Below are 15,642 nucleotides of genomic sequence, written 5' to 3'. Positions count from 1 at the left end.
CATGTGTGGCATTGCAGGATTTAGCCTTTTTAATTTCAACGAAGGCGGTGAAACTTCATTAGAAGCTATGCACAAGGCTATTCATCACAGAGGCCCAGATGCCAGCGGCATGTATATCGATGAACATATCGGCCTTTGTCATAGGCGGCTAAGTATTCTTGATCTTTCAGAAGCAGGCAATCAGCCCATGTACTCAAAAGAGGGTGACTTGGTTATTGTTTTTAATGGCGAGATCTACAACTTCCTTGAATTGCGAGCCGAGCTTGAAAACGACGGTGTTATATTTAAAAGTCATACAGATACCGAAGTTATATTAGAGCTATACGCACGCGAAGGAACCAAGTGTTTAGATAAACTAAACGGAATGTTTGCCTTTGCTCTGTGGGACAAAAACAAGCAAGAACTGTTTATTGCACGAGATCGATTGGGTAAAAAACCCCTGTACTATTTTAATGATAATGGTCGATTTGCGTTTGGTTCTGAGATTAAAGCTATATTGGCGTTGGAGAACATTCCAAGAGAAATTCGCTTAGACGCCGTATATGACTTCTTTGCATATCAATACGTTCCCGACCCAAAGAGTATTTTTAAGCACATTCACAAGTTACCACCTGCTCATTATTTAATTCTTAATAAAGACGGTTTCAGCATTCATGAATATTGGGATTTGAGCTTTAAAAACACCACAAATGCCAGTGAAGATGCCAATAAAGCGCAGTTAAAGACCTTACTTGAAAAAGTCACTAAACAAAGAATGATCAGTGATGTTCCGCTTGGCGCTTTCTTAAGCGGCGGTGTGGATAGCTCGGGTGTTGTCGCTATGATGGCACAAGCCAGCGAAACTCCAGTAAAAACCTGTACCATAGGATTTGATGATAAAGCATTTAACGAAGCGGATTTCGCTCGTGAAATAGCTGAAAAATACGAAACAGAGCACCATGAATTTACCGTTCACCAAAACGTTAGCGACAGACTAGAACATATCGTGAGCTTTTTTGATGAACCTTTTGCTGACCCCTCGTTAGTGCCGACCTTCTTCGTTTCGGAACTGGCAAGAAAGGCTGTAACCGTTGCGCTCGCGGGAGACGGCGGCGATGAGATGTTCGCTGGCTACGAAAAGTACTCGATTGACGATGTTGAAAACAAGCTAAGAAACAAGTTTCCCGAAGCGGTCCGAAAGTCTGTTTTTCCACACTTAGCGAAATTAGCTGGAAAAGTGCCAGGCACAGTCGGTAAAAAAGCGAAATCATTACTCACAAGCTTATCTCACGAGCCTGCTATGGGCTTTTACATCACTAACAGTATGATGACAGATGAAATGTGGCAAAGCTTAGTTAAGCCTGAGGTTGCACAGCAGCTCGCCGATTACCATCCTAGTCAATATACCTTAGACATGTATAACAAAGCCGACGGTCCGGATCATTTAAGCAAAATTCTTTACACCGACATCAAGACCTACATGACAGGCGACATCTTGGTAAAAGTCGACCGCATGAGTATGGCAAATTCGTTAGAAGTACGAGCGCCTATTCTGGATTACCAAGTTGCAGAGTTCGCCGCGACCCTGCCCTCTTCACAGAAATATCGCGACGGTGAGAAAAAATACTTACTTAAAGAAGTCTTTAAGCCTTTTATCCCCGATTCACTGCTGTATAGAAAGAAAATGGGCTTTAGCACGCCGCTGGATGAGTGGTTTAGAGGTGAATTGAAATCACTGTCCGAATCTCAAATCATTGATACACAGCGTGGGCTTAACGACGTATTCGATAGCGGTGTTATAAAGAAACTTTGGGAAGAACATCAAACGCGTAAAGCTGACCACGGCATAGTACTGTGGAGCATGTTGATGTATCAAATGTGGTTTGAACGTTATGCCTTAACACAAGAGGTTACGCAGCAATGAGAGTCATGCACGTAACTTTTGACATGCGCATTGGTGGTACTGAAATGGTGATTAAAAACATCATTGAGGGAAATAGTGATGCGAATATCGAAATGTCGATTTATTGCATTGAAGCGCCACTGGGCCCTTGGGGCGAAGACTTAAAAGCATCTGGCACGCCAATAGCGGTTGAAGAACGTCAACCTGGCTTTGACAGATCGCTAATTAGTAAAATAAGAAAACATATCAAAGACAACGATATCGATATTTTGCATTGTCATCAGTATACGCCCTGGGTTTACGGCACTTTAGCCGCGGCTTTTACAAAAACTAAGGTCATATTCACCGAGCATGGCAGGTTTTACCCAGATTCCTCAAGTTGGAAACGAAAGCTAGTAAATCCTATTCTAAATAAGTTTACGTCAGCTGTTACGGCAATATCAGAAGCAACAAAAACTGCACTTGAAGAGTTTGAAGCTATTCCAAAAAGCGATGTAAAGGTGATTTACAACGGGATAAAGCCTTTGGACAGTGATAATGAGGCGAAGAACGCATTGAAGGAGCGTTTGAAACTACCAGACGACTGTATCATTCTTGGCACTGTAGCGCGCTTCGATCCAATTAAAAACCAAGAGATGATGATAAAAGCGTTTTCAAAGGCGCTACGTGACAGAAACAACCTGATACTTTTGCTTGTGGGTGATGGTGAGTTACGGCCTACTCTTGAGACAATCGTTAAAGAAGAAGGCATTTCAAACAAAGTTCGGTTTACCGGTTATATTAAAGACCCTTCACAGATTATAGATTTAATGGATGTTTTTCTGCTTTCCTCGCTTAGTGAAGGAACGTCGATGACGCTGCTGGAGGCAATGTCACTCTCTAAACCGTGTATTGTTACAGATGCTGGCGGCAACCCTGAAATTATAATAGACCAACAGAATGGATTGGTAACACCTAACGGTTGCTGCTCTTCTTTCTCACATGCAATTGAAACACTGAGCTCTTCACCCCTAAAATTAAAGGCGATGGGTGAAAACGGCTATAATATTTTTTGTGAGAAGTTCTCCGCTAACACTATGGTCTCGCACTACACTTCAATTTATTTTGAGACGATGGAAAACTAACAATGGCTTCATCACATCGCTTTTTAGATTCATTAATTTTGATTGCCATGTTGTCTTTTGGCGCACCAACTTTTGCCGAAGAAGATTGTACAGAAAAAAAGCGAACTGTATTTCAAGAACTGGGATTAAAGGACAGTAAAAGTAAACCACAACTGCTTGATTGTAGTTGGATACGCGACGCTTTCACAATGCTCAAATCCCCTAGAATTCCTATTTCATCCTGGGAATATGAAGGAGGATTCAGATTAACAACAAAAGCCACGAGCGATAACGCGAAAGCAACGATCGACTTCTCACTTGGTATATTTAGTTTAAGCGCTTCGAAAAAGTCAATATTTGTCGCCAGTCACCCTCAGTTTGGCGGTGTTGGTGAAATATCAATCCCTCCAATAGTTGCCTCCAAAGATATAGAAGACTTTGAGGTTGGAACCTACGTTTTACAGGGTTTTCAATCTATCAATAATACGCCCCGTGTTTCGACGGGAATTGCCGGTTACTTTCGCATTACCGGTATCAAGCAGATTGATGATGCTCTTATGGTCAACTACATAAATTGGTATGACGCTAATGGCACCGAAACAGATACCAGCATAATGATTTGGCAGGCAAGCAACCTAGCGAGCAGCAAAATGTACGGCCCTTATCAATTGGAAGGCGCCGCTCACGCTGCAGGATGGTTAAGTGAAATACCGCAAGAGTTACAGGCACTTTTTGAGGCTACGCACATAACTGGCTCTCAATCAAATGCTTCGATAGCTTCTCGGCTATCCATTGGCCCCACTGCGTTTGCATTTAACCCAAGAAAAAGCGTTGTTTATGGTCCATCCGGTTCGGTGGAGACTGAGGCCTTACTAGATTTTTCTATGAGACAGCCTCTCTTTGATCAGAGTGTTTATAAAATTCAACCTGATTATCGTTCCTTGAGCCTCAACAGCGATGGCCGTAACAAAATGTGGACCCTGTCATCTGGTGCTTCATTTGGTTTCATCGTGCCTGGAACGCGTACCTACCTGACGCTTGGGAAATCGGCAGGCCACGAGAGCGGAATAGGCTATAAAATAAAGCAAAGCAATGGCCACCAATGCGGCGGACCTTGTCCATTCGACGCGGACGACTACTACAGCTATTACTGGGCATGGGATATTGCAGACCTACTACGGGTGAAGCTCGGTTTAGCGCTGCCTCATTCGCTGCAACCATATGAACATGGAAAATTTCCATTACCCACCAGCTTCAAAGGGCTAGCAATTGGCGGAGCTGATTACGATGAAGAACAAAGAAAGTTGTACATTTCACTAACAAAAGGGGACACTTTAGGGAAATATGCAAGGCCTCCTCTTTTTCTGACTTATAAACTCAAAGCAACTACAGAAAATGCTGAATCAAAATAACAAAAAAGTTAGTGTCATTATGCCCGCTTATAATTCTTCGTCTTTTATAGGGGAATCTATTAGCAGTATTTTGGATCAAACGTTTGAAAATCTTGAGCTTATTATAATAGATGATGGCTCGACTGATGAAACACTCATTATTGCGAAAAGATGGGCTGAGACAGACAATCGTCTTGTTGTATTATCTCAGAAAAACAAAGGTGTTTCGGCAGCTCGAAATACAGCGATATCAAAAGCCTCAGGAGAGATATTAGCCTTTTGTGACTCGGACGACGTCTGGTATCCCAATAAGCTAGAAAAGCAACTCATTTCGCTTGGAGAGGCCGATTGGTCTCACTGCGACTCTCGCTACGTAGGAATCGGCTTTGACGATAAAACCGTTTACCGTTCTACATACAGCCGTTTATTTAGCGGTTTAATATTCAAGCAGCTTGCGATTGAAAACTTTCTCACAACGTCTTCTTTAGTAATCAGAAAAAGCGTGTATGAAAAATACAACGGCTTTGATGAGGCACTTCAAGCGCTGGAAGACTGGAAACTATGGCTTCAAATTGCTAAAGAGCATCCAATCGTTCTATGTAACGAAGTGCTTTTAGATTATAGGGTACAACCACAATCTACGTCTCGCAATGCACGCTCATTATTACCTGTACATCTCGAAATTCTTGATGAAACCTTCAACGACGAAGAATTGAGAAACAGCACGTTAAAAAAAGAAGCTAAATGCCGTGCTTATCTTATTTTTTCTTATATCGCTGAAGAGAAAAACGATCACCTTTTCTCTTTGCAATGTTCGTTAAATCTTTTTCTATGTAAAGGGAATGCTATGAGCGTTAAGCGCATATTGCGAACTTTTGTTAACTTAATCACCCAAAAGAAGCGATAAATATGAAGTTGGGACATAGTAAGGATCGATTAATAGAGTTTATTAAGTTCGATCACAACAGCAAAAAAGGGCTACTTGTTGCGTGTGTAAGGTTATGTGCATTTGCACTATGGAAACTTGGTTCTAGAAGTAAGGCGTTCGCTCTGGTTTCAGCAGTTTTCAGAACGGGGTGGTCTGGCAGTTACTCACTAGGTGTAGAGTACGCTAAACGGTATTTCGTTAACGGTCAGCAATATGAAAACGAAATACAGGACGCATTTATTAATGCCGTTGAGCCTCTATCAAATACGGCGGAATTCTTTACCGAACCTGAAAAGATGCTAAATGGAATTATCACCGTACTGAAAAAGCCAAATGGGTCTGAGAAAGGCGTAATTATTATTAACTATAGTTACTACTTCCCTTTGTTCCTACGCTTTTTCAAAGCAGAAGAAATTTTAGAAAATTATCATCTCATTCTAGAGCCTAGTTGGGCAGGGTTTTGCGAGTCGAATATTCTTATTTACACGCAGCTAAAGTTTCCAATTTTCATTCAAACCTATGAAGAAAGAGACTACAACTTCGTTAAAGCACTCAATTCAAATCTTATTCCAATTAAGGTCGGCCCAAGCTGGTTTATAAATTATAAGAATTTCGCTCCCCCCCTTAAAGATGAAGAAAGAGACATAGATTTAATTGTTGTGGCTGCATGGGCGAAGTACAAGCGTCACAGAGCACTTTTCCAAGCTTTGAAGGGCGTAGTGTCAAGAAAGCCCGACTTCAAGATTGTATTAGTCGGATACCCTGGTGACATATCACAATCTGATATCCTTTCGTATGCAGATGAAATGGGGCTTGCTGACAATGTAAAGATTTACGAATGGATAACACCTCAAGAAGTCGCTGAATTATATAAGCGGGCAAAAATAAACGTCTTGTGGTCAAAGTTTGAGGGTAACAACAGGGCTATTATTGAAGGAATGCTGTGTGATACACCGGTAATAATGAGAGAAAACCATAATTATGGTGAAAAATACGATTTTATAAATGCACAAACAGGTTTCTTTGCAAACGAGCAAGATCTTGAAATTAAGATATTGAGTTTATTAAACAGTGAGGGAACCTTCTCTCCAAGAGAGTATATTTTAAACAACAGGAATTGCGACGTAGCCACTCAAATGATGCAAGACGTGATAAGAGACTACGAGATAGAACAAAATAGCGACGTAAAATGGCACTCAAACCTCGCAGTAAAAGTGAATGACTTACATGGCATGCATTATCTTTATGAAGAGCAGGATGCATTTGACGATTGTTATAGCTGGATTGAAAAGAAACTAAAATGAATAAAGAGAAAGATGATGAGTTGGTAGTGTTAATCCAACAGCTTGGTGGAAAGGTAAACTACCTTCCCAATCCTGGCAATGCAGGTGACTCACTTATCGCATGTGCAACGTATCAATTTTTTGAAAGAAACAATATAGAGTACAAATGCTGCCAGTCAGAAAAAGATATTTCAGACAATGATATTCTTGTTTATGGTGGAGGCGGCAATTTTGGTGGTGAAAATAGCCGTGTTGGTTATTACATCAAAAAATACGCTTCTCGCGTGAAAGCCTTTATATTGTTACCTCACACGCTTTTTGGTGCAGAAGAGTTATTGCAATCGCTTCCTGAAACCGTTCATCTCTTTTGTCGAGAACGAGTGTCTTATGAATTTGCTAGCAAAATGGTAACAAGAGCCAACGTATACCTTCACGATGACATGGTGTTAAGCGCAGATGTGGAAAAGATGCTATCAAAACCTTCCAGCCAATCGGAGTTGGGTAGTGTTGGATCAGAATTGAAGCGCCGCGCACTCTTTAAAAATGAAGATTTTGGTATATCGCTGAAGCACTACCTTGCCTACACTTTAAAATCACTGTTTGGTCATTCCTACCCGAGCAAACCTCAATGCGGTGAACTCAATGCATTTAGAATAGACGTTGAAAAAACTGACATTCCCATTCCCTCAGACAACGTTGACGTATCGGCACTGTATGAATTGAGTTCATGCGAACCTAAGCTGGCCAAGCTGTCTACATTTCGTTTTTTATCACACATTAACGCCTTTGAAACGGTGAACACCAACAGGCTGCACGTAGCCATTGCGGCGGCTAAGTTAGGTAAAAAAGTAAATCTATACGGTAATAACTACTTTAAAATACGCGCTATTTACGAGTACTCACTTAAAGGGAAATTCGCAAACGTAGTGTGGAAAGAGTAATTTTCGAGCAAAATAAATTGCAGATCAACACACTTTGTGGTTAAAGTAATGTGCGACTTTGAAATGGACTCTGAAGCTTGGTCATAAGGAAAAGACATGCAGTTTGATTATATAATTGAAAAAATTAACAATACCGAATTATCGACATCACCTTTTTTACACCTTGAGCTGAACAATCTTTTCACTCCAGAACATTTTGAACAGCTTGTCAGGGCAAAAGAGCTAAACATAAGCGACTGTAAAAACGATAAAGATTTGTTTGAAAAGCTGTTTAATAATGGCTATAAAATAATCGACTTCCCAGGCTGTATAAATGACCACGAAGAATACATAAAATGGCATGAACATAAACATGCTTCTCAAAAAATTAATACAGCATGTGAAGGTTTCGGAATTGTACTTAGGCTCAAACAGCCAGAGTCAACGATAGTTCGAGAATTGACTAGCTTTCTCGAAAGTGATGAATTCATTCAATGTATTTCAAGAAAATTTGGTGTGCAAGCTGACGAATGCAATTACGACAGTGGCATTCAAAAATACTTGGATGGTTATGAAATAAGCCCTCATCCAGATATTAGAAGAAAAGCACTAACATACATGGTAAACCTAAACCCATCGATAAACTCTGAGTTGAGTGACCATCATACCTACTACATGAAATTCAAACCTGAATATACCTACATCAGGGAGTATTGGAAAGGGAATAAGAATGTAGACACGTGCTGGGTGCCATGGGAGTGGTGCAATACAGTTAAACAGCAAACTAAAAACAATAGCATAGTGATCTTTTCTCCTAATAACGAAACTCTACACGCAGTTAAAGCAAAATATGACCACCTGCAATACCAGCGTACGCAATTGTATGGAAACCTATGGTACAAAGAAAATCCATGTGATGTGCTGGGAAGAGCTTGGGAGTCACTTGTGATAGATCAAAGCACACAACGTGATGAGAGTGGTATTTCTCGCCTGATACCCTGGAGAATTAAGAATTACATTGAAGCTAAAAAAGCCTCGAAGACAGACAAAAAAAACCACGCGAGTAGGGACTATTAAAGCAGTAATAGTCCAAGACACAGGCTTGGCTTGCCACCGTTGTGGCATGTCTAGGCCCTCGCTATAAAACCATTTGGAGCCAATGTAAAAGAAGGGATACTTGATCAGAAGTTGCATCCAGGAAAACTTTGTCTCAACCAAGTTCGAAAACCCACACATGCATTAGACAGTCACTTCTGAAACGGAGAAAATAGGAAAAATCCTTCTCCATATTCTCAATCAAATGCTTATCATTTGACTGTCTAGAGGTATAAATCGCTCAAATTCAACGTACACAAGATACGTTTTCGAAGACCAACCGATATCATTAACTATACTATCAATGCGAAACTCTTACGCTAGCAGGTTTTCAGCGACTCCTTCTAGAGCTAATAAACCGCGAGGCCAAAGAGGTGACTTCTTTGAGCACCTTGTGCTTTTTAAACAAAAATAGGAAAAATAAACACGCGACAAAATAAACTCCAAAGTACAGAGCACTCCCCAATACAAGGTAGACTATACCCTGCCCCGTCAACATTTGTGCTGATAAGACAGCAGAAAAACACGCCGTGGTCAAAAGCGAACAAATAAACAGTAAGCTAACTACAGGTAGGCCAAACCGCATAAAACAAAACACCAGCAAGATGCCCATCACAGTGAAAGCGAATACTATCCTTGCGATAATAAATTCTTCCATGCTGCCTGAGAAGAAAAACGTAAACAGGGCTAATAATAAGCTCAATGTTACCATTTCATAAACCGACAATAGCTTAACATCTCCATTTGCAATAAGCCCTTGCTGAACAAAAGTGGATACGGCAAATGTAATGGTGAACATGGCTAATAGCGGTAATAAGTGCGCAAAAGGCAGCCACTGCTGTCCTAAAAACAGCGAAACAAGCTCCTGATTAAAAACGTGTAAATAGCCAATAACGGGAAATATTGCACATAGCAATATGGTAAGCACAACCACGATGTGCTCTCCAATTGGATCGCCCCTTCTTTTAATTTCAGAAAAGCTTGCTAGGAATACATTAGATACAGGAGCGATTATTTCTCTACTTGGCAAGAATGAAAGGTTTCTCATTAAGCTAAAACCACCAAGCTGATCTGCACCGTACATTTTACTAATGAAAATCACGTCGAACTCGGCGCGCACGTACCCCAAAATAGAGCGAATGAGCATCCACAATGAAAAACTCATTTGCTCCTTTATGCGGCTCAATGAAAACTTCAAAGGATAAGGCGCATACCAATGAGAGAGCAGTGTTTTGCTGGTGTATGCTGCCAGCACGCCTATTATCATGGCCCAATAGTTCTTTAAAATGAAAGCCAGTACCACTGTAACTAAGAAACTCACAACTCTCTCAATCAAGAGTATTTTAGAAATGATGCCGTATTCCAAATCTCTTCTATGCATAAAGAGTTGGGGGCTTGCAAAGGCAGAAATTGGTAACACAAGTGCCATAGCGCGTATCGCAGATTCAGCTTCTGGTGCGTTCAAAAAGTTGGCCAGTACAGGCGTAAGTGCAAGCAGCGCAACAAACAGCGCGAGTTTAGACAATATTGAAATCGTCCATGCCGTTACAATGTCGCTATCATCCAGGGTCTTCTTCTGAATGATATATTGCTGAGTGCCTCCCTCAGACAATGTATCGAAAAGAAAGACAAGCATTGTAGCTATTGCAACTACGCCAAAATCTTGGGGCGTTAATAAACGCGCAAGAATCAGCAAGCTAATAATACCTATGCCGCGTTGGAATAATCGAACAATAAGGATCAGCGACGTACTGCTGGCCACTTTTCTCGCTAAGTTCAAACTTTTAAATCCTTATCGACTGTGTTCCACACAAAGCACACATCAAGAAGCCTTGATGTAGAACGCACAACAGTTTTCATTTATCAACATTCCTTGAGTCAGTGAAATATTCAGTCAAACACGGCATGCGTGAAGTTTTTTTCAGCGTCATTCTCGCAACGCTTTATACTTTGCGAAAAGTCGTGCCCTTCCAGCATTTTTTCAACAATACTAACCAAACTATCAGGCGACACTTCAAAATCCCCTACCCGAAATTTCTCTGGCCAATCAATATCACTAAGAAAGTTGCTGGCTTTTTCATGCACCTCGGCTAATAAAAAAGGAACGTGAGCCATAAACGCGTAAATTGCGCCATGTAGTCTAAAACTTAAAAATGCATCACACTCACCAATCTGATGCCACATACTCATAGGATTGGTGACATACTCGAACAGCTCAACGCTCACAGACGGGTCCAGAAGTCGAATAAACTTCTGTGTTGCAGCCATATCACCATGTATTTCATGTCCGTTGAATACAAAAAGTCGAAGCGCAACGCCACCGTCTCTTTTAGCATTCAGTGCATTGATTGCTGAGGCCAGAATTTGAAGCCGTTCACTATTTTCGTGACGCACTACTCCCGTTTCCCCACTAAACCATGACAGTGCTAAACCTATGGTCGATTTAGAGCTCTCTTGCCTTTCTTTAGGCTTCAACTTTTCAACCTTCGGCAACAGCCCTGCAAGATCGAAAGCATGTGTGCAAGGTAAGTCTAAATTGTAACTCTGCACCAATTCATAAGACTTTAGGTCTCTAACACAAAGAAAAGACATGCGTTTCATAAACTCGATAACTTTCTTTTCGTGTGCCACCGAATCAAAGGGACCTACAGAAACCCCAATAGCCCCAATCTTTAAGTCATACTTTTCAAAGTTTTTATTGGCATATTCCATTTCCCACCAGTCTTTGCCGTGGAAGATGGAACCACCAGAATACACTAGATGCTTATTTTTCTTAAAATGCCTATCTAACAATAACTCGTTAATGAACTGCAGACGATATGGCAATGTTTTCATAATCGGCTTTGCATTGTTGGATAGCTTAGGAATTTTTTTAGAAAAGAAATAACTGGTATCAGCGCCCCAGTAATGCTGCGCTCCCCACTCTGCGACTTTGCAAAAGCAATCGTCGCCCGTATTTTTCATACCGTAGAAGCCACTAAAGGTAACATTCATACCTATCCCTTATTTTGTTCAATGCGCGCAATTCCACAAACTATTTTTTGCATTAACACCATGGCTTGCTGCTTTATTGCATTTATGATTAATCTTTGGCGATTTTTGACGCTAGGCTATTTATGTAACTACCCGCTTCTGCATTTTCAGCAAGCTTCACATCAAGCTTACTTCGGTCGCTGCTACATTCAGCTAGAAGCGACTCAACTCTATGCTTCAAAACAGATGCGTCTTCTGCTTGCTTAACATCAACCCCGTCAACTTCCGTGTGTGATGTCAAGAATGCTTTCATTTTGTCATCGCACAGTAACGGCAAGAAAGGAATTCCCATACCGAAACCCATTATACAGCCGTGCAGACGACTACTCACAATAACGCGAGCATTACTTACCTTTTTCAACATTCGAACATGAGAAGAATCCATATTAGTATGCTCTTGATATTCCAACCCCAAAGCTTCAGCTACAGCCATCAGATTTTTTGATATTGTATCTAGGTCAGCGCCTGCCAACCTTACATCTGACGGATGGATTAGATGCAAAAAAACGTTTGAAGAACGTACTTGTGATTGCCAGTAACGTGGAACCAGATAGTTTATTGAGGGGCAAGCGGTAAGAACTAGTTTATTTGGTGCAAATTGCTCTAAAAAGTTGAAGGTATATACATCTCTCACGCCTAAATGGTCGGCGCCTTTCGCGATTTTAGGAAATAAATCACCTTTCATTTCCCCTCTTCCAGACATCTTATTAATACCAATACCATGCGCGGTGAAACGCAAGCCACTTTGTAGTACAACGTGCCAAAAAGGTTCAAAGACTGGCTGTAAAAGGCCTCCTCCACCAATTACCAGCAGCACATTTGGGTTATGCTGTTTTAAGTAGTCAATGTGCGCTTTAAACTCTTTTAACCATACAGGAGAACAAAAGAGGTCGGGGCCGTCTTTACCCACTATTTCTTTTAAACCAAGATGGGAAATATAGTCCCCAACGTTTCTTTTGTTTGCATAAATGTAAACGACAGGAGCGGTTTTTAAGTATTTTTTCCTCGTGAACTTTTGCTTTAAGTAGAATGAAAGTGAACCATAAAGATCAAATTTTTCAGCAAAATACAGTTCAAAACGCCATCGCAAAGGTTCCACCAACTTGAATATCAAGAAATATATTCCTTTTGTTATTTTCATTTCAATAATGTCAAATATGTAGACGCAATATGTTCGGCGGTATGCTCCCAAGTAAACTTGGATGAAATCGTTAGGCCTTTTTTTACTTTTTCATTGTAAAGCTGTTCGTCTGTAAGGAGGCTGCCTACAGCACTACTCAACGCAAGAAAGTCTTCAGCTTTTGCGCTACAAATCGCATCTTGCCCAATTTCTATAAGCACGTCAGCTTCAGAAGTTACTACTGGTGTTCCAGAAGCCATTGATTGCACAAGAGGAAACCCAAAGCCCTCTTCGCGCGATGCAAAAATAAACACCTTTGAGGTTTGCATTGCTTGAATAAGCTCGTCTTCGGTAACCCAGCCTTTTATAACAATGTCATTTTCAATTCCCAATGCTCGAATGGTTTTGGAAATGATAGAGTCTTCCCCTCCAACAAACCCTAAAATAGTGAGGGGATGTGCTTTCTGCAACTCTTCAGGTAACTGCGCCCATGCTTTTAACATGTTCTCTGGGTTCTTTTGATGACTGTCGCCGCCAAGCATGAGAACGCCTTGTTTAGATGTGTCGTTAAGTGGAGGTTTAAACCCCCTGGGGATACCATGATAAACGTACGAGCTCTTATTCTTTAATTTTGGAAAGCTCTGCGTTATATCACGCTTTGAATATTGCGATATTGTTAAAACATGGTCTGAAAATGAAAGACCAAGTCGATATACAGCCCACAAATAAGCTTTTTGTCTAAAAAAATAAAAATTCTCTTTCAAACTGCGGTTTTTATAGTACCGAAATATTTTGAGTGAGTGCCACTCCATTAAATCATGGGTTGTGGTTATTTGTTTAACTCGAGTGAATAAACAAACCCTATTTCCCGGCATATGCAGAAGGTCGACTTTATGAGTTTTTAACAATTTCGGAAGAATTAACTGCTCCCAACTAATTTCGTCCTCAGCATCTGCATTTACAATTTCGACATTATCTAACTTACAGATCTCATCGAGTCTTACTTGATATTTTTCTGCTGAATCGTTGTGCTCAAACCCTTTGTTAATAAATAAAACAAACTGGTGCTGATACAGAATCTTCGGAATTAGCTTGCATAACATAAAGGTATATAGGGGCATTCCTCTTTGTTTTCGCAATACGAATCTAGCATCAATAGCGACTTTCTTTTTCTTCATTAACTTGCTTGCTGCTTATGGAGTTTTTGGCGACAGAGAGGGTATAGAGTATATAAATCCAAGGGTAAAAGGCAACATTAATAAACATTCCACCCGCACAGTATAATAGAGTGAAAGTTTTTATCGCTTTCGATGATTCTGTACTCCAAGGGTCGTTAGGATTCGGCTTTTTAGAATTTAATAGCAGTGTATGAACTATAATGCCCAAGAAAATTAATAGCCCTCCATAGCCAGTCTCGGCCAACACTTCTATATAGATATTATGGTATGCTTTTGCACCACCTTGCGATATTACTACCTCTCCTTCCTGGCCGTACTGGTCTAGTTTTCCAGCATTTGCTAGATAAGCATAAAATCCACCGCCCAAGATAGGGCGATCAGCAACATAGTCAAATGCCCACCTCCAGACAACAATCCTTCCTACTGCCGATTTCTCTGTTGTTGTCCCTTGGTCAATTGTTTCCATTCTTTTCAACCAACCATCTGTAACGAATTGACTACCAATCACCGCTAACACCATTAAAAATGTAACGCCTTTTAGCTTTTTCTTGGTGTAATATAGATGCAACAAAACATACACTCCCAAAACAACTACCCCAGTTCTGGCCTGCGTGCCGACCTGTGTTGTAAGAGCACAAAAAACTACCAGATAACAATAATACCTGAATATTTTCTTATTTGAGAGAAAGCTATAGTGAGCCAAGTACAACGAAAGTGGTATCAAGCAAACAGCAAGAGTCGCCAGCATACTGCCTTCTGAGTACATAAAGCCAGAGCCTTGGAGGCCAATAAGAGATATACCATATCCGCCACCACCCATGGCAGACTTTATCCCGCCTATTGTGATAAACAGAGAAGAGGCCGCATATAAAATTGAAAGGACAAAGTCAAAGTCTTTTTTGGTGGAAATAGTAAATGGAATAAAAAACAATATAAAAAGAGTCTTTATTGCTGTGTCATACTTTATCGCAGAATATAGAGGAAATTCAGCGTTTAAATGAGAAAGCGTTATCCATAACATAAACCCAAAAAATAAAACATAAAATGCACCATTATTTACTTTTCGAAGCTTCTTAGCATTAACCAGCAGAGTTAATAAGAAAAAAGCGGTCAAAATTAGCGATAACGGCTTACCTGACAAAAAAGAAAAAGAGGTATTTTGCGGTTTAACTGTATCAATCCAGAGTACCGCGGCTAACGCGACATATGGCCTTGAGAATCCAAACACTATAAAAGTAATTATAATGAACGAATAAAATATATCTGTTATCATTCGTTGTTTTCCGAGTCAGCAAAAAAACTTTTAATAACAAAAAGAATTATAAATACGTGTATAAGGAGTGCGCCTGAATCTACACCTATGTCCATAAACCTTTTACTCCACCACTTAAAATCAAAAACAACTAAAATCTCTACTGATCCCCCCCCCCAAAGCTCTTCGACAGAGTCATGGAGAAAACAAAGATTTGCTTGCTAAACCTTTTTATGTATTGTTGGCATTGTATTATCTAAGCTAAAGCTGTTTAACAACATGACCTCTATTAATGCATTAAGCGAAGATTCCATTTTTAAAATAATTCAAATCTAATGTGCGAGAAATTTACTCTTGCCCGTAAAAAAATAGAAAACTTTTATATACCTTCGTTTCTAATTTCACATGAAAAGCACGAACATAGTTGTGACAAAACGAATTCATATCGCTCACCTGT

12 protein-coding genes are annotated in these 15,642 nt (G+C 40.3%); 7 read left to right on the top strand and 5 right to left on the bottom strand.

What is annotated here, in order from left to right:
- Position 1: 1 nt before the first annotated feature.
- From asnB to AC0J2X_RS01950, 7 genes are all read left to right on the top strand, one after another.
- On the top strand, positions 2 to 1,903 hold the full coding sequence (asnB, locus tag AC0J2X_RS01980) for an asparagine synthase (glutamine-hydrolyzing) (RefSeq protein ID WP_069944646.1): 1,902 nt from the start codon (positions 2 to 4) through the stop codon (positions 1,901 to 1,903).
- A gap of 5 nt (positions 1,904 to 1,908) precedes the next feature.
- Positions 1,909 to 3,006 carry a glycosyltransferase gene (locus AC0J2X_RS01975; RefSeq protein ID WP_231506522.1) on the top strand — a complete coding sequence of 366 codons (1,098 nt, stop codon included), beginning with the start codon at positions 1,909 to 1,911 and terminating at the stop codon, positions 3,004 to 3,006.
- Positions 3,007 to 3,008: 2 nt separating this feature from the next.
- Positions 3,009 to 4,397: a hypothetical protein gene (locus AC0J2X_RS01970; RefSeq protein ID WP_069944648.1), complete on the top strand. Its 1,389-nt coding sequence runs from the start codon at positions 3,009 to 3,011 to the stop codon at positions 4,395 to 4,397.
- 19 nt (positions 4,398 to 4,416) lie between these two features.
- On the top strand, positions 4,417 to 5,283 hold the full coding sequence (locus tag AC0J2X_RS01965; protein WP_170826513.1) for a glycosyltransferase family 2 protein: 867 nt from the start codon (positions 4,417 to 4,419) through the stop codon (positions 5,281 to 5,283).
- 2 nt (positions 5,284 to 5,285) lie between these two features.
- Positions 5,286 to 6,608: a glycosyltransferase gene (locus tag AC0J2X_RS01960; RefSeq protein ID WP_231506523.1), complete on the top strand. Its 1,323-nt coding sequence runs from the start codon at positions 5,286 to 5,288 to the stop codon at positions 6,606 to 6,608.
- The gene (locus AC0J2X_RS01955) at positions 6,605 to 7,528 is read left to right on the top strand and encodes a polysaccharide pyruvyl transferase family protein (RefSeq protein WP_069944651.1); all 924 of its coding nucleotides are present in this window, start codon (positions 6,605 to 6,607) and stop codon (positions 7,526 to 7,528) included. Before AC0J2X_RS01960 ends, AC0J2X_RS01955 begins: the two co-directional genes overlap by 4 nt.
- 96 nt (positions 7,529 to 7,624) lie before the next feature.
- Complete coding sequence (locus AC0J2X_RS01950) at positions 7,625 to 8,584, top strand: hypothetical protein (protein ID WP_069944652.1); 960 nt, start codon at positions 7,625 to 7,627, stop codon at positions 8,582 to 8,584.
- Between the two features lie 349 nt (positions 8,585 to 8,933).
- Here AC0J2X_RS01950 and AC0J2X_RS01945 read toward each other — a convergent pair whose 3' ends face one another.
- The 5 genes from AC0J2X_RS01945 to AC0J2X_RS01925 form a co-directional block, all read right to left on the bottom strand.
- Positions 8,934 to 10,382 carry an oligosaccharide flippase family protein gene (locus AC0J2X_RS01945; RefSeq protein ID WP_069944653.1) on the bottom strand — a complete coding sequence of 483 codons (1,449 nt, stop codon included), beginning with the start codon at positions 10,380 to 10,382 and terminating at the stop codon, positions 8,934 to 8,936.
- Positions 10,383 to 10,492: 110 nt separating this feature from the next.
- Entirely contained in the window at positions 10,493 to 11,596 is a 1,104-nt protein-coding gene (locus AC0J2X_RS01940) for a polysaccharide pyruvyl transferase family protein (protein ID WP_069944654.1), read from the bottom strand.
- A gap of 88 nt (positions 11,597 to 11,684) precedes the next feature.
- Positions 11,685 to 12,776, bottom strand: a complete 1,092-nt coding sequence (locus AC0J2X_RS01935) for a polysaccharide pyruvyl transferase family protein (protein ID WP_081334016.1) — start codon at positions 12,774 to 12,776, stop codon at positions 11,685 to 11,687.
- Positions 12,773 to 13,933, bottom strand: coding sequence for a glycosyltransferase family 4 protein (locus tag AC0J2X_RS01930; RefSeq protein ID WP_069944656.1), 1,161 nt, complete (start codon positions 13,931 to 13,933; stop codon positions 12,773 to 12,775). The genes AC0J2X_RS01935 and AC0J2X_RS01930 overlap by 4 nt, the downstream gene beginning before the upstream one ends.
- Positions 13,908 to 15,206, bottom strand: coding sequence for a DUF5935 domain-containing protein (locus AC0J2X_RS01925; protein ID WP_472995722.1), 1,299 nt, complete (start codon positions 15,204 to 15,206; stop codon positions 13,908 to 13,910). The genes AC0J2X_RS01930 and AC0J2X_RS01925 overlap by 26 nt, the downstream gene beginning before the upstream one ends.
- Positions 15,207 to 15,642: the final 436 nt, after the last annotated feature.

This window comes from Alteromonas sp. R7 (genome assembly GCF_055755235.1).
This window is presented reverse-complemented; position numbering and strand designations above follow the sequence as displayed.

Coding starts and splice junctions, on each gene's coding strand:
- asnB (WP_069944646.1), top strand. CDS start 2: ATGTGTGGCATTGCAGGATTTAGCCTTTTTAATTTCAACGAAGGCGGT.
- AC0J2X_RS01975 (WP_231506522.1), top strand. CDS start 1,909: ATGCACGTAACTTTTGACATGCGCATTGGTGGTACTGAAATGGTGATT.
- AC0J2X_RS01970 (WP_069944648.1), top strand. CDS start 3,009: ATGGCTTCATCACATCGCTTTTTAGATTCATTAATTTTGATTGCCATG.
- AC0J2X_RS01965 (WP_170826513.1), top strand. CDS start 4,417: ATGCCCGCTTATAATTCTTCGTCTTTTATAGGGGAATCTATTAGCAGT.
- AC0J2X_RS01960 (WP_231506523.1), top strand. CDS start 5,286: ATGAAGTTGGGACATAGTAAGGATCGATTAATAGAGTTTATTAAGTTC.
- AC0J2X_RS01955 (WP_069944651.1), top strand. CDS start 6,605: ATGAATAAAGAGAAAGATGATGAGTTGGTAGTGTTAATCCAACAGCTT.
- AC0J2X_RS01950 (WP_069944652.1), top strand. CDS start 7,625: ATGCAGTTTGATTATATAATTGAAAAAATTAACAATACCGAATTATCG.
- AC0J2X_RS01940 (WP_069944654.1), bottom strand. CDS start 11,596: ATGAATGTTACCTTTAGTGGCTTCTACGGTATGAAAAATACGGGCGAC.
- AC0J2X_RS01935 (WP_081334016.1), bottom strand. CDS start 12,776: ATGAAAATAACAAAAGGAATATATTTCTTGATATTCAAGTTGGTGGAA.
- AC0J2X_RS01930 (WP_069944656.1), bottom strand. CDS start 13,933: ATGAAGAAAAAGAAAGTCGCTATTGATGCTAGATTCGTATTGCGAAAA.
- AC0J2X_RS01925 (WP_472995722.1), bottom strand. CDS start 15,206: ATGATAACAGATATATTTTATTCGTTCATTATAATTACTTTTATAGTG.